Genomic DNA, 17849 nt, shown 5'->3' with positions numbered 1-17849 from the left:
CGTGCGGGTCAGAGGATCTCGAGGTTGGTCCGCAGCTCGTAGGGGGTGACCTGAGCGCGGTACTCCGACCATTCGCGGCGCTTGTTGAGCAGTACGTAGTTGAACGCCTGCTCCCCCAGCGTCTCGGCGACCAGCTCGGACTCCTCCATCAGGGAGATGGCGTGGTCGAGGCTGGCCGGCAGCTGGCTGTAGCCGAGTGCGCGCCGCTCGCCGTCGGAGAGCGCCCACACGTTGTCCTCGGCCTCGGGCGGGAGATCGTACTGGCCCTCGATGCCCTTGAGGCCCGCCGCGAGCAGCAGCGAGAACGCGAGGTACGGGTTGGCCGCGGAGTCCATGGCGCGGTACTCGACGCGCGAGCTCTGCCCCTTGTTCGGCTTGTACAGCGGGACGCGCACCAGCGCGGACCGGTTGTTGTGGCCCCAACTGACGAAGCTGGGCGCCTCGTCGCCGCCCCACAGCCGCTTGTAGGAGTTGACGAACTGGTTCGTGACGGCGGTGATCTCCGGCGCGTGCCGCAGGAGACCTGCGATGAAGTGGCGGCCGATCTTGGAGAGCTGGTACTGCGCGCCCGGCTCGAAGAAGGCGTTGGTGTCGCCCTCGAACAGCGACATGTGGGTGTGCATGCCGGATCCCGGTTGGCCCTGCAGCGGCTTCGGCATGAAGGTCGCGTACACGCCCTGCTCGATCGCCACCTCCTTGATCACCGTGCGGAACGTCATGATGTTGTCCGCGGTGGTGAGCGCGTCGGCGTAGCGCAGGTCGATCTCGTTCTGGCCCGGTCCCGCCTCGTGGTGGCTGAACTCGACCGAGATGCCGAGGTCTTCGAGCATCCGCACCGACCGGCGGCGGAAGTCGTGCGCGGTGCCGCCCGGGACGTTGTCGAAGTACCCGGCGGAGTCGACGGGCTCGGGGCCCTCCTCGCCGAACGCCGACGACTTGAGCAGGTAGAACTCGATCTCGGGATGCGTGTAGAAGGTGAAGCCGCGGTCGGCCGCCTTCTCGAGCGTCCGCTTGAGCACATTGCGCGGGTCGGAGACGGCGGGCTGGCCGTCGGGCGTGGTGATGTCGCAGAACATGCGCGCGGTCGGGTCGACCTCTCCGCGCCACGGCAGGATCTGGAACGTCGTCGCATCCGGCAGGGCGAGCAGGTCGGACTCGTAGGCGCGAGTCAGGCCCTCGATGGCGGACCCGTCGAAACCGAGGCCCTCGCTGAACGCTCCCTCGACCTCGGCCGGCGCGATGGCGACGGACTTGAGGGTGCCCACGACATCGGTGAACCACAGCCTCACGAACTTGACGCCACGCTCCTCGATCGTGCGAAGAACGAAGTCGCGCTGCTTGTCCATCCTGCCCCTTTCCTCGGCCGCTCCCAGACTACTGGCTGCGGGGTGCAGGGACCGCGCAATCCGGCGGTGCAACACCGAGACGGGCGGTGGTACACTTCCCGGATGCCGACGCAGCTCGCCCGCACCCAGATCACGCACACCCCGCAGGTTCAGCGCGCCATCGACGTGGCGCGGGAGCGGTGGTCCGACGACTCGGACGGCAAGCTCCTCCTCCACCTCATCGAGGAAGGCGAGAGGAGCGTCCGCGACGACCGCAGGACGGAGACCGAGCAACGCCGCGCGGAGCTGGAGCGGATGAGCGCCAGGTACCGGGGCGTCTTCACCGAGAGCCTCGACTCGATCCGCGAGGGCTGGCCCGAGTGACCATCGCCGTGGATGCGGGAGTGCTGATCGCCCTGCTCGACCCGGACGACGCCCACCACCCTGCGGCCGTGGAGGCGTTCGCCGTCGGAACCCGGTACCTCGTCCATCCGGTCAACCTGGCGGAGGCGCTCGTCAATCCCGAGCGGGCGGGCGTCGGCGTCGAGGCGTTCGAAGACCTTCAGCGCTTCGGGGTGATACCGACGTCCCTCGGTCCGAACGGACCACTCCTGCTGGCGCGTATCAGGGCCAAGCACCGACTGCGCATGCCCGACGCCTGCGCCCTCGCCCTGGCTGTCGGCAACGACATCCGGCTCATCACCTTCGACAAGCAGCTGGCGTCCGCCGCATCCACGCGGGGTCTGTACGAGCCCGTGCCCGTCTGAGCCGGGCACCCGCCGCCGGCACCCGCGCCGTCACTAGACTGGCCGCATGAGTGAGCAGTCACCGGTGCCCTCCATCCATCCCACGACATCATCGATGCAGGCGCTGAAGCGGGTGCGCACCCGCCACTTCCAGGCGGCGAAGGAGGAGGGCGCGCCGTTCACCGGGCTGACCAGCTACGACATGCTGACGGCGCAGATCTTCGACGAGGCCGGGATCGACTTCCTGCTGGTCGGCGACTCGGCCGGCAACAACGTGCTCGGCTACGACACCACCCTCCCGGTGACGGTCGACGACCTGATCCCGCTCACGCGCGCGGTCGCCGGAGCGGTCAAGCGGGCGTTCGTGGTCGCGGACATGCCGTTCGGCTCGTACGAGACCGGCCCCCTGGAGGCGCTGCACACAGCGGTCCGCTTCATGAAGGAGACCGGCGCGCACGCCGTCAAGCTGGAGGGCGGCCGCCGCAGCGCGGAGCAGATCCGCCGCATCGTGGATGCGGGCATCCCGGTCATGGCGCACATCGGCTTCACCCCGCAGAGCGAGCACGGCCTCGGCGGCCACCTCGTGCAGGGGCGCGGCCAGGCCGCGGAGGACCTGCTCGCCGACGCGCACGCGGTCGAGGACGCGGGCGCGTTCGCGGTCGTGCTCGAGATGGTCCCCGCCGACGTCGCGAAGCGCGTCACCGAGGAGCTGCGCATCCCGACCGTCGGTGTCGGCGCCGGCCCCCACGTCGACGGTCAGCTGCTGGTGTGGACGGACTGGGCCGGGTTCACGACCGGTCGCGTCCCACGGTTCGTCAAGCAGTACGCCGACCTGAAGACCGTGCTCGCGGATGCGGCCCGCGCGTACAAGGCGGACGTGCAGGGCGGGGCGTTCCCCACCCAGGAGCACAGCTTCTAGCGGTTGTCCGCGGCGTCCTCCTCGGCCCACTTGGCGGAGTTCTCGCGGAGCTTCTCGAGCGCGTGCTCGGCCTCTTCGCGGGTGTCGAACGGGCCCACGCGGTTCGGCGCGGGCGACAGGAAGCCCTGCTCGACTTCGCCGGTCTTCATGTTGTACCAGTACTTGTGCTCGGCGTCCTGCTTGATGCCGTACTCGTCGCTCGTCATAGAGTTGATCGTATGCCCAAGGATTCCGCCGGTCACCTCATCCCCGGCCGCGTCACCGCGATGCGCCCGGTGCCGAGCCGCATCCCGCGGCCGGAGTACGTCGGCCGTCCGGGACCGGCGCCGGCGACCCGCGGCGACGTGTACACGCCCGACGAGGTGGAGCTGATCCGCGAGTCCGGACGGATCGCCGCGCAGGCGATCGAGGCGGTCGGCGCGGCGGTGCGCCCGGGTGTGACCACGGAGGAGCTGGATGCGATCGGGCACGAGTTCCTGCTCGCCCACGACGCCTACCCCTCCACCCTCGGCTACCGCGGCTACCCCAAGTCGATCTGCAGCTCCGTCAACGAGGTCGTGTGCCACGGCATCCCCGACGACACGGTGCTGGAGGACGGCGACATCGTCAACATCGACATCACCGCCTTCAAGAACGGCTTCCACGGGGACAGCAACCAGACCTTCATCGCCGGGACCGCGTCCGAGGAGGTCGCGCAGCTCGTCGAGCGCACGCGCGAGGCGCTCAACCGCGGCATCAAGGCGGTCGCGCCCGGTCGGCAGGTCAACGTGATCGGGCGCGCCATCGAGTCGTACGCGAAGCGGTTCGGCTACGGCGTGGTGCGCGACTTCACCGGCCACGGCGTGGGGGCGTCCTTCCACTCGGGCCTCATCATCCCCCACTACGACGCGGCCCCCGCCTACGACGACGTGATGGAGCCCGGGATGGTGTTCACCATCGAGCCGATGCTGACGCTGGGCACGCACGAGTGGGAGATGTGGGCCGACGACTGGACCGTCGTCACCCGCGACCGCAGCATCACCGCGCAGTTCGAGCACACGCTCGTCGTCACCGAGCGCGGGGCCGAGATCCTCACCCTCGCCTGACGGACCGCCGGGCGCGGTAGATTCGGAGCATGACTTCGCAGAAGCACGCGATCGGCATCGACATCGGCGGCACGGGGATCAAGGGGGCTCTGGTCGATCTGTCGACCGGCGAGCTCCTCAGCGACCGGGTCAAGCTGCCCACCCCGGCCGGCGGCAAGCCCGACGACATCGTGGAGACGACGAAGGAGATCGTCGCACAGCTGGCGGCCGAGGAGCCGGACGCGCCGGTCGGCGTCTGCTTCCCCGCCATCGTCAGCCACGGCGTCACCCTCTCGGCCGCCAACGTCGCCAAGGACTGGATCGGCCTCCACGCGGAGAACCTGTTCGAGAAGGCTCTCGGGCGCGACATCCACTTCGTCAACGACGCCGACGCCGCCGGGTACGCCGAGACGCGCTTCGGCGCGGCCAAGGGCAAGGACGGCCTCGTCATCATGACCACGCTCGGTACGGGCATCGGGTCCGCGCTCATCTACGACGGCATCCTCATCCCGAACGCGGAGCTCGGCCACCTGGAGATCGACGGCCACGACGCGGAGTCGCGCGCGGCCTACTCCGCCAAGGAGCGCGAGGACCTCAGCTGGGAGAAGTGGGCCAAGCGCCTGCAGAAGTACTACTCCACCGTCGAGTTCCTCTTCACGCCGGACCTCTTCATCGTCGGCGGCGGAGTGTCGAAGAACTATCAGGAGTTCCTGCCGCTGCTGAAGCTCAAGACCCCGATCGTGCCGGCCGTGCACCGCAACAACGCGGGCATCCTGGGCGCTGCGGCCCTCGCGGTCCGCGGCGAGCGCCGGGAGCGCGGCGAGCGCGGCCGCAGCGGCGAGGTCGGCACGCCCGACGACGTGCCCGCGCCCACTCCGGCCTGACGAGGATGCCTCGGGGCCGCCTGCGGGTGATGCTCGGCGCGGCGCCCGGCGTGGGCAAGACGTTCGCCATGCTCGAAGAGGGCGAGCGGCTGCGCGGGCTGGGCACCGACGTGGTGGTCGCGGTCGTGGAGACGCACGGCCGCGCGGCGACGGCGGCGCTCCTTGAGGGGCAGGAGGTGGTGCCGCGCCGGCTGGTGGAGCACCGCGGCGTGACCCTCAGCGAGCTGGACCTGGATGCGGTGCTCGCCCGGCATCCGCAGGTCGCGCTGGTGGACGAGCTGGCGCACACGAACGCGCCCGGCTCCGACCACGACAAGCGCTGGCAGGACGTGGAGACGCTGCTGGATGCGGGGATCGACGTCATCTCGACGGTCAACATCCAGCACATCGAGTCGCTGAACGACGTGGTCGAGCAGATCACGGGCGTGCCGCAGCGGGAGACCATCCCGGATGCGGTGCTGCGCCGGGCGGACCGGATCGAGCTGGTGGACCTGGCGCCGCAGGCGCTGCGCGACCGGCTCGCCGAGGGTGTCGTCTACCCCGCGGCCCGAGTGGATGCGGCCCTCTCGAACTACTTCCGGCTCGGCAACCTGACCGCGCTGCGTGAGCTCGCGCTGCTGTGGCTCGCCGACGAGGTGGACAGCGCCCTGCAGCAGTACCGAGCCGAGCACGGCATCGCGGGCACCTGGGAGGCCCGGGAGCGCGTCGTCGTCGCGCTGACCGGCGGACCGGAGGGCGAGACGCTGCTGCGCCGCGGCGCGCGCATCGCGGCCCGCAGCTCCGGCGGCGAGCTGCTGGCGGTGCACGTGAGCAGCCAGGACGGCCTCCGCGAGGCGGCGCCCGGGGTGCTGGCGAATCAGCGCGCGCTCGTGGAGCAGCTGGGCGGGAGCTACCACCAGGTGGTCGGCGACGACATCCCGCGCGCCCTGGTCGAGTTCGCACGCGGCGAGAGCGCCACGCAGCTGGTGATCGGCGTCTCGCGGCGGAGCCGGCTGTCGGCGCTTCTGACGGGGCCGGGGATCGGCGCGACCGTGATCCGCGAATCCGGCGACATCGACGTGCACATCGTGTCGCACGCGCGCGCCGGCGGCCGGTTCTCCCTCCCCCGGCCGCGCGGAGGGCTCACCGTGCGGCGCCGGGTCTACGGTTTCCTGCTCGCCCTCATCGGGGGCCCGCTGCTGACGCTGCTGCTGACGAGCGTCCGCTCCGGGGAGTCGATGACGGCGGACGTGCTCAGCTACCAGCTGCTCGTCGTCGTGGTCGCGCTCGTCGGCGGCATCTGGCCCGCGCTGTTCGCCGCGCTCCTGTCGGGGCTCACCCTCGACTTCTTCTTCGTCGACCCGCTGTACACGATCACCGTCGGGGAGCCCCTGCACCTGCTGGCGCTCATCCTGTTCGTCATCATCGCGGCGCTGGTCAGCCTGGTGGTCGACCAGGCCGCGCGGCGGTCGCGGGCGGCGCTGCGGGCGGCGGCCGAGGCGGAGCTGCTGGCGACCGTCGCCGGCGGCGTGATACGCGGCGAGGATGCGGTGCAAGCGCTGGTCACCCGCACCCGCGAGGCCTTCGGGCTCGGTGGGGTGCGGCTGGTGCTGCACGGGGCGGACGGCGCGGATGAGGTGCTCGCGAGCGACGGAGACGCACCGCTGTCGGAACCCGCTCAGCGGCTGCCGGTGCGGACCGGCCCGGAGTCGCGCGCGGTCGACGCGCGCGGCGGCCAGGAGGGCCGGGTCTTCCTCGAACTGCGCGGCCGCGACCTCGAGGCCGGGGACCGACGGCTCCTGTCGGCGATCGTCGCGCAGCTGGAGGCGGCATTGGAGCACCGCGAGCTCACCGCGGCGGCCGCGGAGCTCGCCCCGCTGGCGGAAGCCGACCGGGTCCGCACGGCCCTGCTCGCCGCTGTCGGGCACGACCTGCGGCGTCCGCTCGCCGCCGCGACCGCCGCGGTCACCACGCTCCGCCAGTCGGATCTGACGTTGAGCGACGAGGACCGGGAGGCGCTGCTCGAGACGGCGGAGGACAGCCTCCAGGGACTCGCCGGGCTCGTCACCGACCTGCTCGACGCCAGCCGGGTGCAGGCGGGCGTGCTCGCGGTGTCCCTCGCCCCGACGGAGCTCGACGACGTGATCCTGCCCGCCCTCGACGAACTGGGCGTCGGGCCGGGCGACGTGGAGCTCGACCTCTCCCCCGACGTGCCGCCACTGCTGGCGGACGGCGTGCTGCTGCAGCGGGTGCTCGTGAACCTGCTCGGCAACGCCCTCCGCTACAGCCCCGAGGGCGCCCGCCCGGTGCTCGCTGCGAGCGAGTTCGCCGGCACGGTGCAGCTGCGCGTCGTCGACCGCGGACCCGGCATCCCGGCCGAGCGCCGGGAGGCGGTGTTCGCGCCGTTCCAGCGCCTGTCGGACACCGACAACGATTCGGGCATCGGGCTCGGCCTCGCGCTGTCGAAGGGGTTCGTCGAGGGGATGGGCGGCACGCTCGACGTCGAGGACACTCCCGGCGGCGGCCTCACCATGGTCGTGTCGCTGCCGGCGGCGGAGGGGGACGAGTGAAGATCCTGATCGCGGACGACGACCCGCAGATCCTGCGCGCCCTGCGCATCCTTCTCGCCGCCCGCGGCTACGACGTGCTCACCGCGCGCACCGGCGCGGAGGCCCTGTCTGTCGCCGTGGACGAGCATCCGGACCTGGTGATGCTCGACCTGGGGATGCCGCAGCTGAACGGCATCGAGGTGATCGAGGGACTGCGCGGCTGGAGCAGCGTCCCCATCCTCGTCGTCTCGGGACGCACCGGCTCCGGCGACAAGGTGGATGCGCTCGACGCGGGAGCGGACGACTACGTCACGAAGCCCTTCGCCGCCGACGAGCTGCTAGCCCGCATCCGCGCCCTCACCCGCCGGCAGACGTCCGCCACGGACGAGCCGGTCGTCGCCTTCGGGGACGTGACGGTCGACCTGGCCGCCCGCCAGGTCACCCGCCGTGGGGACGACGGCGCGGTGCACCCGGTGCGGCTGACGCCGACCGAGTGGCAGATCCTCGAGGTGCTGCTGCGCAACCCGCGGCGGTTGGTCACGCGGCAGTCGCTGCTGACCCAGGTGTGGGGACCGCAGTACACCAAGGACACCGGCTACTTGCGGCTGTACCTGGCGCAGCTGCGGAAGAAGCTGGAGCCGGAGCCGTCACGCCCGCGCTACCTGCTGACCGAGCCCGGGATGGGCTACCGGTTCACGCCCGACGGCGACGCGGAGGCCGCCGCGCCCGCGCAGTGAGAAGGGAATGGGCCGGCTGATACGCCGGGTTCTGTCACGGTGCCGAAGCACCGCGGACGGCCATCTATCTCGGGACGACGTCACCGCCGCCCTCCAGCGGTCTACCCGGGGACGAGACGAGCAGCCTCATGGTCCCCTGTCCGACCTTGCTCCGGGCGAGGTTTACCCAGCCGGCCGGGTCACCCCGGCCGCTGGTGGTCTCTTACACCACCGTTTCACCCTTACCGGGGACTCGCGTCCCCGGCGGTCTGCTTTCTGTTGCACTTTCTCGCGGGTTGCCCCGGGTGGGTGTTACCCACCGCCCTGCTCTGCGGAGCCCGGACGTTCCTCGGCGGCCCGCTGACGCGGACCGACGCGACCGTCTTGCCGACCCATTCCGGCCTCAACCCTAGCGCAGGCGCCTCCGGAGCCGGTCGCCGGACGTCGGACGCCCGGGGCCGGTCAGAGCCCGGAGTCCTCCCCGCGCACGAGGATGGCGCCGCTGTCCGGGCAGAGCACCACGTCGTCGGCCGCCGCGCGGCGGATCTCGGAGAGGTCGGACTCGGTGAGCTTCACGTTCGACCCGAGCGAGACGCCGCGGACGAGCGCGGCCGCCCCGATGCCGTACCGCGCGCGCTGCCGCTCGTACAGCTCGATGAGGTCGGCCGGGAGCGCCTCGGCGATCGTGGCCCGGTCGGCCGCGGCGGCCTTGCGCTGCGCCTCGAGCTTGCCCGCCTCCTCGTCGCGCTGCGCCTCGAGCGCGGCGACCCGGCCGTCGAGCTCCGCGCGTTCCGCCTCGACGGCGGCGAGCGCCTCCTCCAGCGCCTCGACGCGCTCCATGACGGTGAGCTCGATCTCCTCGAGGTCGTCCTTGCGCTTGGCGAGGGAGGCCAGCTCCGCCTCGAGCGCCTGCACGTCCTTCACCGAGGAGGTCTGCTGCACGCGGTCGCTGTCGCGCTTGACGCGCGCCTCGACGATCTCGACATCCGACTCGACGCGCTTCAGCTCGGCCCGGGCGTCCTCCAGCTCGCCGGTCGCGGCGATCCACCGGGCACGCAGGGCCTCGATCTCGGGCTGCAGCTTCGTCAGCTCGACGGCCTGCGGCAGGTTCTTGGTGGCGTGCGCGAGCTGCGCCAGGCGCGTGTCCGCGGACTGCAGGCGCAGGAGCTCGTTCTGATCGGCGGGGCTGGCTTTCACGATGCGGTGCTTCTTTCGTGCGAGGTGTCGGGATGCGGGGTGACGGCGTGCGGGGTGTCGGGATGCGGGGTGCCGGGATGCGGGATGCCGGAGTACCGGCCCGTCGCCCGCGGCGTGATCGGGTGGATGGCGCTCATTGCAGGATCGCGAAGTCCCACGGATCGGTGCGCAGTTCGCTGACGGCGACCTCGACGCCGGGCAGCGCCTCCCGGAGCTTCTCGGCGGCCGTGTCGAGCCAGAGCCACTCGCTTGCCCAGTGCGAGACGTCGAGCAGCGCCGGGCCCCCACCGAGCACGGCCTGCTCCCGCGCTTCCGAGGCGGGATGGTGCCGCAGGTCGGCCGTGATGTAGACGTCCGCCCCGCGCACGGCGGGCGTACCGAGCAGGGAGTCGCCCGCGCCGCCGCAGACGGCGACCCGGGTCACCGGCTGGTGGTAGTCGCCGGCGGCGCGCACTCCCCCGGCGGTCGGCGGGAGCAGGTCGGCGACCGCCCGTGCGAGCTGGCCCAAGGTGGTGGGCTGCGCCAGCTCGCCCACCCGGCCGATGCCGGTGACGCCGTCGGTCGCCGGGGCGATGGGACGCGCGTCGCGCAGTCCGAGGCGCGCGGCGAGCACGTCGCTGGTGCCGTCGGCCACGACGTCCGCCGTCGTGTGGGCGGCGTAGAGCGCCACGTCCTCCCGGATGAGGCGGGCGAGCAGCGCACCCTTGTAGCGGTCCTCCGCCACCGTGGTGACCCCGCGGAGCAGCAGCGGGTGGTGCGCGATCAGCAGGTCGGCACCCGTGTCCACGGCCTCGTCGACGGTCGCCGCGACGGCATCGACGGCGAGCAGGATGCGCTCGATCGTGGCCTCGGGATCTCCGGCCACCAGGCCGGACGCATCCCAGCTCTCGGCACCGGCGAGCGGCCAGAGCTGCTCGACGGTGTCGCGGACGGAGGCGAGGGTGTGAGGCACGTCGATCAGCCTACGGGATGCCGATTCGCGCCGACCCTGCCGGATCGGTTCTGTGGAGAACGCGCCGGCTGTGGAGGAATCCGCCGGCCGCCGATCAGGCGATCAGACGCCCCGCCTCTTCCGCCCGCTCCTGCTCCCGGATGGCCGGCGCCGCGGAGACAAGCGCGCCGAACAGCCCGATCGCCAGGGCGGCCACCACCCCGATGTTGCTCGTCCCGATCCCCGCGCCCGGGTCGATCCCGACCAGCCGGAACAGGTAGCCCTCCCAGGCGAGCCACGGCAGCGGCGAGCTGATCGCACCGAGCCCGACCACGGTCGCCACGACGAGCAGCGTGACGTTGGTCCAGCGCCAGTCCGGGTAGACGCCGCCCCGGGTGAGCAGCGACTGCTGATGGAACCGCCGCGTCCGCAGCATCATCTCGCCCGAGAAGATGCCCACCCAGGCGGCGACCGGCACCGAGAGCGCGGTCGGCACCCCGCGCACGACCGACGCGAGGTCCGTGACCGTGGCCGCCAGCACCGCGCCGACGATCGCGATCGCCGCCCCCGCGACGACGGTGCTCCAGCGGCGGCCGAGGCGAACGCCCGCGGCGTCGAGCGTGAACCCGGCCGAGTACACGGTCAGCACCAGCGCGGAGATCAGCGAGAGCCCGACGGCGAGCAGCAGCGGCACCGGGTACCAGGCCGGCAGCCCGAGCATGGTCAGCGCTGCGACCGGGTCGCTCGCGAGCGCCCCGGCCATGCCGGGCTGCGAGGCGGCGAGCAGGCCGCCGTAGGAGACGAGGATGAACGGAGGCACGCCCGCGCCGAACGTCGCCCAGAGCATCGCGGCGCCGCCGGACGACAGCGGCCGCTGGTACCGGGCCACCTCCGCGCTGCTCATGGCCCACGCGAGCCCGACGTAGCTGAAGACCAGCACGGCCCCGGTGACGACGTGCGTCCAGAACGCGTCGGGCACCGCGAGCGCGCGCGTCACATCCACGTGCCGCCAGGTCGCCATGATCATCAGGCCGATCAGCACCGCCGACGCGATGGTGAGCACCAGCTGTACCCGGGCCACCAGGCGGTAGCCGGTGTACGCGATCAGCACGGCGAGCGCGATGGTGACGATCAGCGCGGTCACCGTCGCGCCGGCCGCGTCCCCCGTCCACCCCTCGGCGGCCGTCAGCGATCCGGCGGCAGAACCCGCCAGCCACAGCAGCACCGAGCCCCAGAACAGTTTCACGAGCAGGGCGAGCACGGTCGGGATGAGGTTGCCGCGCATTCCGAACGACGCCCGCGACACCACCATCGTCGGCTGCCCGCTCCACTTCCCGGCCAGCGTGCCGAGCCCGAGCGGGAGGAAGGAGAGGGCGACGCCGACGAGTGTCGCGACGAGGAGCTGACGGAGGCTGAGGCCGAGCACGAACAGGGTCGCGCCGACGCCGACGCTGATGAGCGAGGAGGTGCCGGCGAACCAGAGCCAGAACATCCGGGATGCGCGCCCCACCCGCTGGTCGAGCGGCGTCGGTTCGAGGTCCGCCTCCTCGGGGGTGAGGAGGCTGATCCGGGTGTGGCGGCCGCGAGGGACGTCGTGCTCGTCCGGGTCTGCGACCGGATGCGCGGCGTCGTCCTCGAGTGGTGGCGCGGCATCCGGGGCGACGGTCGCGTCGGACGGGGCCGCAGCCTCCGGGGCGGGCGCCTCATTTGGCACGACGGGCGCCATCAGCGCGACCGATGGCGCGACGGGCAGCACGGGCACCGGCTCGGAGTCCCGCGGCGCCGCCTCGGGCGGCACGAGGTCGAGCGGCTCGGCACGGGCGACGGGACGGAAGGTCGGCGGGCTGACCGCCTCCGCGGCCGTCTCGGGCTCGGCGGGCTCGGGCTCGGGCTGGCGCTGCCGCTCCGGACGCTGGATCGGGATGGCCGCCGTGGCCACCCACTCGCTGAACGTCGGCTCCGGCCCGGTCGGGGCGCGTCGCACCGGGAGGTCGTCGAAGCTGATCCGCTCGGTCGGCGGCCCGGCCCATCCATCCGCCGCAGCCTCGTCATCGACGTCGGCATCAGCATCGGCGTCGCCGTGGGCAAGCGCATCCGCGTCGCCCTCAGCGCCCTCCTCCGATCCCCCGTCGCGGGCCGCCTGCGTGCCGGGCGCGGCCGTCGCCCGCGGCACGACGATCGGGATGGCCGACGTGATGCGCGCGACCTCCTCCTCCAGCACACCGGCGAGCTCGTCGTCGCTGTGCCGCTCGCCGCGCGCTGTGCCGTCCATGACGCCAGACTACGACGCGGCGCGCCCCGTTCGAGAGCCCCGGCAAGTAGCATCGGAGCGTGAGCGCGATCCCCACCCCGTACGAAGACCTGCTCCGCGACGTGCTGGCGAACGGCGCGCATAAATCGGACCGCACCGGCACCGGCACGCGCAGCGTGTTCGGCCGCCAGCTGCGGTTCGACCTTGCCGAGGGCTTCCCGCTCATCACGACCAAGCGCGTCCACTTCAAGTCGATCGCGTACGAGCTGCTCTGGTTCCTGCGCGGCGACAGCAACGTCGGGTGGCTGCGCGAGAACGGCGTGACGATCTGGGACGAGTGGGCCGACGAGCGCGGCGAGCTCGGCCCGGTGTACGGCGTGCAGTGGCGGTCGTGGCCCGCGCCGGACGGACGCCACATCGACCAGATCCAGCAGGTGATCGACACCCTGCGCACGGACCCCGACTCGCGCCGCATCATCGTCTCCGCTTGGAACGTCGCCGACATCCCGGACATGGCGCTCGCCCCGTGCCACGCCTTCTTCCAGTTCTACGTCGCCGACGGTCGCCTCTCCTGCCAGCTGTACCAGCGCAGCGCCGACATGTTCCTCGGCGTCCCCTTCAACATCGCGAGCTACGCGCTCCTGACGATGATGGTCGCCCAGCAGGTCGGCCTGGAGCCCGGGGAGTTCGTCTGGACGGGCGGCGACGTCCACATCTACGACAACCACCTCGAGCAGGTGGAGGAGCAGCTCACGCGCGACCCGTATCCCGCACCGCGGCTGCGGTTCGCCCGGAAGCCAGAGAGCATCTTCGACTACCGCTTCGAGGACTTCGTGGTCGAGGACTACCAGCACCACCCGGCCATCCGCGCAGCGGTCGCCGTATGACGCTCGCGCTGATCTGGGCGCAGGCCCGCGACCGCGTGATCGGCGCCGACGGCGGGATGCCGTGGCACCTCCCGGAGGATCTGAAGCACTTCCGCGATCTGACCGGCACCGACCCGGTCGTGATGGGCCGGCGCACCTGGGAGTCGCTTCCCGAGCGCTTCCGCCCGCTGCCCGGGCGCGCGAACGTCGTCGTCACCCGGCAGCCGGACTGGAACGCGGACGGCGCGCAGGTCGCGCACACGGTCGAGCAGGGCCTCGCCGCGGCCGGTGACGCCTCCACCGTCTGGGTGATCGGCGGCGCCGAGCTCTACCGGCAGACCCTTCCGCTCGCGGATCGGCTGGAGGTCACGGAGATCGACCTCGAGGTGCCGGGCGACACCCGCGCCCCCGAGCCCGGCGAGGGATGGACGGTGCACGCGGGCGAATGGGCGACCGCCGCGAACGGCACCCGGTACCGCTTCCTCACCTACACGCGGTAGGCCTCAGCCGAGCCCGGCCACCAGATTCACGGTCGCCGCCACGATCACCGTTCCGAAGACGTACGACAGCAGGGTGTGCCGCAGGATCGCGCGGCGGATGTACGAACTGCTGATGTCCGTGTCCGACACCTGGAACGTCATCCCGAGCGTGAACGCCAGGTACGCGAAGTCGCTGTAGCGCGGCGGCTCCTTCTGGTTGAAGTCGATCCCGCCGCCCTTCCGGTAGTACATGCGGGCGTAGCGCAGCGCGTACAGGGTGTGGACGAGCGTCCACGACAGCGCGACGCTCACGACCGCGAGCAGCGCGACCCCGAGCTGCTTGCCGCCGCTCAGGTGCTTGGCGTCGACCAGGATGTACACCACCGCGAGGATGCTGGCCGCCGCCGCGAGCAGCAGCACGAAATCCGCCGTCCGGCGTCCCGGGTCCTCGAGCGTGGCGTGGCTCTTCGTCGCCGCGGAGTCCAGGCGCCACACCGCGATCCACACCCAGCTGATGTAGACGAGGCACGCGGCCGCCCACCCCGCGATGATCGCGTAGTGCCACCCGTTGAGCAGGCCGACGGTGACGCCGACGACCACCCCGGCGGCGAAAGCGGTCGTCATCTTCGCCGCCGTGCGTCCACGGCCGCTGTGCAGTTCGTCGGTCACACACCGGATGCTCGCACACGTCGGCCGAGCAGACGGGCACGCACCGCCGGTACGATCGATCACGTGACCACCGCAGCTCTCTCGCCCTCTCCCCTGGCCGACCTCGACACCGCAGCGCTCCGCGAGGCGCACTCTTCCTTCGCGCGCGCCTACGACGAGCTGAAGGCCGCGGGCCTCTCGCTCGACATCACGCGCGGGAAGCCGTCCGCCGACCAGCTCGACCTGTCGAACGACCTGCTGCACCTGCCCGACGGCGCCTACCGGGATGCGGCGGGCACCGACCTCCGCAACTACGGCGGCCCGAACGGGCTCACGGAGCTGCGCGAGATCTTCTCCGGCGCGCTGCGCGTCCCCGTCGCGCAGCTGCTCGCGCTCGGCAACGCCAGCCTGACCGTGATGCACGACACGATCGCACAGGCGCTGATCCACGGCGTCCCCGGCGGCGACCTGCCGTGGGCCAACCAGTCGATCAGCTTCCTCGCGCCCGTGCCCGGGTACGACCGCCACTTCACCATCCTGGAGCGCTTCGGCATCCGGATGATCCCCGTCCCGATGAACGACGACGGCCCCGACATCGAGGCGGTCGCCTCGCTGCTCGCCGCCGACGACAGCATCAAGGGGATGTGGTGCGTGCCGGTGTACTCGAACCCGACCGGCGCCGTCTACAGCGAGAAGGTCGTCCGCGCGCTGGTGTCGCTCGACGCGGCCCCTGACTTCCGCCTGTTCTGGGACAACGCGTACGCGGTGCACCACCTCACCGACGACCGTCCGGAGCCGATCGACGTGCTCACGCTCGCCGCCGAGGCGGGAAACCCCGACCGTCCGCTCATCTTCGCCTCCACGTCCAAGGTCACCTTCCCCGGATCCGGCGTCGCCTTCTTCGGGGCGTCCCCGGCGAACATCGCCTGGTTCCAGCACAACTCGGCCGCGCAGAGCATCGGACCGGACAAGCTGAACCAGCTTCGCCACGCCCTGTTCCTGAAGGACGCGGACGGCCTGACGGCGCACATGGAGAAGCACCGCGCCATCCTGGAGCCGAAGTTCGCCGCCGTGGACGAGGTCTTCCGCGAGCGCCTCGCCCCCTGGGGCGCCGGCAGCTGGAACGCGCCCAAGGGCGGGTACTTCGTCAGCCTCGACGTCGCCGACGGCTCCGCCAAGCGGGCGGTGCAGCTGGCGAAAGAGGCCGGGATCGCGGTCACGCCCGCGGGCTCCACCTTCCCCTACGGCGAGGACCCGCGCGACGCCAACATCCGCATCGCCCCGACCTTCCCGTCGCTCGACGAGCTGACCGCCGCCCTCGACGGCCTGTGCACGGCCATCCTGCTCGCCGAGGCCGAGACTCTCCTCGCCGACCGGGACTGACGATGACGGGCTGGGTCGTCCGCGCGAGCACCGAGGACGACTGGCAGGCGTACCGCGCCCTGCGCTTCGAGATGCTCGAGGACACGCCGATCGCGTTCCTGGAGACGCTGGAGCACGCCAGGACGCATCCCGACGAGCACTGGCGGCGCCGCGCGTCCAACACCTCGGCCACCTCGCGCCTCTTCGCGGCGGTCGCCGAGGACGGACGCTGGCTCGGAAGCATGGGCGGCTACCAGTCGGCCGCGTCGCACGACCCGTACCTGGTGGGCGTGTACGTGAGCCCGGAGTGGCGCGGCCGCGAGCACGGCATCACGGACGCCCTCCTCGACGCCGTCATCGACTGGGCGCGGGGACGCGGCGAGCGGCTGCTGCTGGAGGTGCACGAGGACAACGGGCCGGCCATCCGCTCCTACCTGCGCCGCGGCTTCGTGTTCACCGGGCGGACGCAGCCGTACCCGCTCGACCGCACGGCGAACGAGCGGGAGATGGCTCTCCCGCTCGTCTGAGCCGTTTCTGCGTCCCCGGCGCCGGGCCCGGGTCAGACCTCGCCGAAGCCGGTGTCGACCAGGTCGGCGAGCGCGTCCACCGCGGCGCGGCCGTCGGCGTCCTCGGTCGCGATGCGCGCGGTGGACCCGGCGGTCAGGCCGAGGGACATGATGCCGAGGAGGCTCTTCGCGTCCTTGCCGTTGACCGTCACCTTCACAGGGAACGTGTTCGCGAGCTTCACGAACTCCGCGGCCGGCCGGGCGTGCAGGCCCTCGGGGTTGCGGACGACGACCTCGCGCTCATACGGCCCGGAGGCGGCGCTACCCTCCTCCGGCGCGGGCGCGGCCTCGGCGGCAGCGCCGCCGGTCGCATCCCCGGCCCAGGCGTCCACGGCGCCCCGGGCCGCGGCCGCGACCGCGTCGAGGTCGGCGCCCGACTCCGCGGCGACCGCCGCGGCGACGCCGCCCTCCACGAACGGCACGTCGACCACCCGCACCCGGGCGCGCTGGTCGTCGTCGAGCATGTCCAGCACGGTCTCGGCCGTCAGGAGCGCGGAGCCCAGGTCGCTGACGACCACGACCCCGGAGCCGCCGTCGGCCTCCGCGACACCAGACATCACCTTCGTGAAGCTGGTGCCGATCCCGCCGTCGTCCGTCCCTCCCGCGGCGACGAGGCGCACCGAGCCGGCCATCTGACCGGCGAGCTGCACCATCCCCGCCGCGATCTGCTCGCTGTGCGAGACGAAGACGATGCCGACCCGCTCGCTCATTCCGCCGCCCCGGCGGCCGCGCGCAGCAGCAGAGCGGTCGACTGGGCGCCCGGATCCCGGTGCCCGGCCGAGCGCTCGCCCAGGTAGCTGGCACGGCCCTTGCGCGCGACGAGCGGCTCGGTCGCGACCGCGCCCTCCTCCGCCGCGTCGGCCGCCTCGGTCAGGATGTCCGGAGCGGACGCCCCGGACTCCTGAGCCGCGCGCGCCGCATCCACTGCGGGCGTCCAGGCGTCGATCATCGTCTTGTCGCCGGGCTCGGCCTTGCCGCGGGACACGATCCCGTCCCGCGCCGCCGCCAGGGCGGCCACGAGGGCCGCCCCGTCGACCGTCGCCGCGTCCCCCAGCGGCTCCGCCGCCTTCAGGAACGCGGTGCCGTACAGCGGGCCGGACGCGCCGCCGACCGTCGAGATCAGGGTCATGGCCACCGAGCGCAGCGCCGCGTTCGGCGTCGCGTCGTCCGGCAGCTTCTCCAGCGCCGCCACCGACGCGCGCAGTCCACGGTCCATGTTCTCGCCGTGGTCGCCGTCGCCGATCTCGCGATCGAGCGTGTTCAGCTCCTGCTTGTGCTCGCCGATGGAGTCCGCCGCAGCGGAGATCCACGCCTTCACCCAGTTCGTGTCCAGCGTCATCGACGCCTCCTTGTCGTTGTCGTGTGCA

The 17849-nt window shown here is 72.1% G+C and carries 20 protein-coding genes and 1 other RNA gene; 11 read left to right on the top strand and 10 right to left on the bottom strand.

The genetic code is table 11. The features are described from left to right. Nucleotides 1–8: 8 nt before the first annotated feature. The gene (gene glnA, locus ACTJI1_RS05830; RefSeq protein ID WP_440741878.1) at nt 9–1346 is read right to left on the bottom strand and encodes a type I glutamate--ammonia ligase; all 1338 of its coding nucleotides are present in this window, start codon (nt 1344–1346) and stop codon (nt 9–11) included. Nucleotides 1347–1448: 102 nt separating this feature from the next. Between glnA and ACTJI1_RS05825 the strand changes: the two genes are divergently transcribed. Genes ACTJI1_RS05825 through panB form a run of 3 tightly spaced genes read left to right on the top strand, consistent with a single transcriptional unit; the run spans nt 1449 to nt 2990 of the window. Beyond that, nucleotides 1449–1709 carry a hypothetical protein gene (locus ACTJI1_RS05825; RefSeq protein WP_440741877.1) on the top strand — a complete coding sequence of 87 codons (261 nt, stop codon included), beginning with the start codon at nt 1449–1451 and terminating at the stop codon, nt 1707–1709. After that, a complete protein-coding gene (locus ACTJI1_RS05820; RefSeq protein WP_440741876.1) occupies nt 1706–2092 on the top strand; it encodes a type II toxin-antitoxin system VapC family toxin in 387 nt (128 codons plus the stop codon). The genes ACTJI1_RS05825 and ACTJI1_RS05820 overlap by 4 nt, the downstream gene beginning before the upstream one ends. 46 nt (nt 2093–2138) lie before the next feature. Continuing rightward, the gene (gene panB, locus ACTJI1_RS05815) at nt 2139–2990 is read left to right on the top strand and encodes a 3-methyl-2-oxobutanoate hydroxymethyltransferase (RefSeq protein WP_440741875.1); all 852 of its coding nucleotides are present in this window, start codon (nt 2139–2141) and stop codon (nt 2988–2990) included. Here the strand turns inward: panB and ACTJI1_RS05810 are convergent. Next, on the bottom strand, nt 2987–3196 hold the full coding sequence (locus ACTJI1_RS05810; RefSeq protein WP_285116406.1) for an SPOR domain-containing protein: 210 nt from the start codon (nt 3194–3196) through the stop codon (nt 2987–2989). The genes panB and ACTJI1_RS05810 overlap by 4 nt on opposite strands. Before the next feature lie 12 nt (nt 3197–3208). Between ACTJI1_RS05810 and map the strand changes: the two genes are divergently transcribed. The 4 genes from map to ACTJI1_RS05790 are packed head-to-tail and all read left to right on the top strand — an operon-like array spanning nt 3209 to nt 8203. After that, entirely contained in the window at nt 3209–4075 is an 867-nt protein-coding gene (gene map, locus ACTJI1_RS05805; RefSeq protein ID WP_310129781.1) for a type I methionyl aminopeptidase, read from the top strand. A gap of 29 nt (nt 4076–4104) precedes the next feature. Next, on the top strand, nt 4105–4938 hold the full coding sequence (ppgK, locus tag ACTJI1_RS05800) for a polyphosphate--glucose phosphotransferase (protein WP_440741874.1): 834 nt from the start codon (nt 4105–4107) through the stop codon (nt 4936–4938). Between the two features lie 5 nt (nt 4939–4943). Continuing rightward, a complete protein-coding gene (locus ACTJI1_RS05795) occupies nt 4944–7487 on the top strand; it encodes an ATP-binding protein (protein WP_440741873.1) in 2544 nt (847 codons plus the stop codon). Continuing rightward, nucleotides 7484–8203: a response regulator gene (locus ACTJI1_RS05790; protein ID WP_440741872.1), complete on the top strand. Its 720-nt coding sequence runs from the start codon at nt 7484–7486 to the stop codon at nt 8201–8203. The genes ACTJI1_RS05795 and ACTJI1_RS05790 overlap by 4 nt, the downstream gene beginning before the upstream one ends. Nucleotides 8204–8207: 4 nt before the next feature. Here ACTJI1_RS05790 and rnpB read toward each other — a convergent pair. The 5 genes from rnpB to ACTJI1_RS05765 all read right to left on the bottom strand — a co-directional run bounded on the left by rnpB (nt 8208) and on the right by ACTJI1_RS05765 (nt 12582). Then, an RNA gene (rnpB, locus tag ACTJI1_RS05785) (RNase P RNA component class A) lies at nt 8208–8577 on the bottom strand. A gap of 67 nt (nt 8578–8644) precedes the next feature. Beyond that, nucleotides 8645–9379: a zinc ribbon domain-containing protein gene (locus ACTJI1_RS05780; protein WP_440741871.1), complete on the bottom strand. Its 735-nt coding sequence runs from the start codon at nt 9377–9379 to the stop codon at nt 8645–8647. Continuing rightward, nucleotides 9376–9516: a hypothetical protein gene (locus ACTJI1_RS05775; protein WP_440741870.1), complete on the bottom strand. Its 141-nt coding sequence runs from the start codon at nt 9514–9516 to the stop codon at nt 9376–9378. Before ACTJI1_RS05775 ends, ACTJI1_RS05780 begins: the two co-directional genes overlap by 4 nt. Continuing rightward, a complete protein-coding gene (locus tag ACTJI1_RS05770) occupies nt 9513–10331 on the bottom strand; it encodes a Nif3-like dinuclear metal center hexameric protein (RefSeq protein ID WP_440741869.1) in 819 nt (272 codons plus the stop codon). The genes ACTJI1_RS05775 and ACTJI1_RS05770 overlap by 4 nt, the downstream gene beginning before the upstream one ends. A 94-nt stretch (nt 10332–10425) precedes the next feature. Continuing rightward, nucleotides 10426–12582, bottom strand: a complete 2157-nt coding sequence (locus ACTJI1_RS05765) for a purine-cytosine permease family protein (RefSeq protein ID WP_440741868.1) — start codon at nt 12580–12582, stop codon at nt 10426–10428. A 59-nt stretch (nt 12583–12641) separates the two neighbouring features. On the opposite strand from ACTJI1_RS05765, the gene ACTJI1_RS05760 reads away from it, so the two are divergent. Continuing rightward, entirely contained in the window at nt 12642–13448 is an 807-nt protein-coding gene (locus ACTJI1_RS05760) for a thymidylate synthase (protein ID WP_440741867.1), read from the top strand. Continuing rightward, nucleotides 13445–13927, top strand: a complete 483-nt coding sequence (locus tag ACTJI1_RS05755) for a dihydrofolate reductase (protein WP_440741866.1) — start codon at nt 13445–13447, stop codon at nt 13925–13927. Before ACTJI1_RS05760 ends, ACTJI1_RS05755 begins: the two co-directional genes overlap by 4 nt. Before the next feature lie 3 nt (nt 13928–13930). Here ACTJI1_RS05755 and ACTJI1_RS05750 read toward each other — a convergent pair whose 3' ends face one another. Further along, nucleotides 13931–14575 (bottom strand): DUF1345 domain-containing protein, encoded by a 645-nt coding sequence (locus ACTJI1_RS05750; RefSeq protein WP_440741865.1) that lies wholly within the window; start codon nt 14573–14575, stop codon nt 13931–13933. A gap of 63 nt (nt 14576–14638) precedes the next feature. Here ACTJI1_RS05750 and ACTJI1_RS05745 point away from each other — a divergent pair, with 63 nt between their 5' ends. Both ACTJI1_RS05745 and ACTJI1_RS05740 read left to right on the top strand, forming a co-directional pair. Next, on the top strand, nt 14639–15937 hold the full coding sequence (locus ACTJI1_RS05745; RefSeq protein ID WP_440741864.1) for an aminotransferase class I/II-fold pyridoxal phosphate-dependent enzyme: 1299 nt from the start codon (nt 14639–14641) through the stop codon (nt 15935–15937). 2 nt (nt 15938–15939) lie between these two features. Then, on the top strand, nt 15940–16443 hold the full coding sequence (locus ACTJI1_RS05740; RefSeq protein WP_310129801.1) for a GNAT family N-acetyltransferase: 504 nt from the start codon (nt 15940–15942) through the stop codon (nt 16441–16443). A gap of 32 nt (nt 16444–16475) precedes the next feature. Here ACTJI1_RS05740 and dhaM read toward each other — a convergent pair whose 3' ends face one another. Continuing rightward, on the bottom strand, nt 16476–17192 hold the full coding sequence (gene dhaM, locus ACTJI1_RS05735) for a dihydroxyacetone kinase phosphoryl donor subunit DhaM (RefSeq protein WP_440741863.1): 717 nt from the start codon (nt 17190–17192) through the stop codon (nt 16476–16478). Continuing rightward, complete coding sequence (dhaL, locus tag ACTJI1_RS05730) at nt 17189–17821, bottom strand: dihydroxyacetone kinase subunit DhaL (RefSeq protein WP_310129805.1); 633 nt, start codon at nt 17819–17821, stop codon at nt 17189–17191. Before dhaL ends, dhaM begins: the two co-directional genes overlap by 4 nt. Nucleotides 17822–17849: the final 28 nt, after the last annotated feature.

Origin of the sequence: Leifsonia sp. 22587 (assembly GCF_052044215.1) — a bacterium.
GTDB classification, from domain to species: Bacteria; Actinomycetota; Actinomycetes; order Actinomycetales; family Microbacteriaceae; genus Leifsonia; species Leifsonia shinshuensis_C.
The sequence above is the reverse complement of the archived record's forward strand: the minus strand, read 5'-3'. Positions and strand labels throughout refer to the sequence as shown.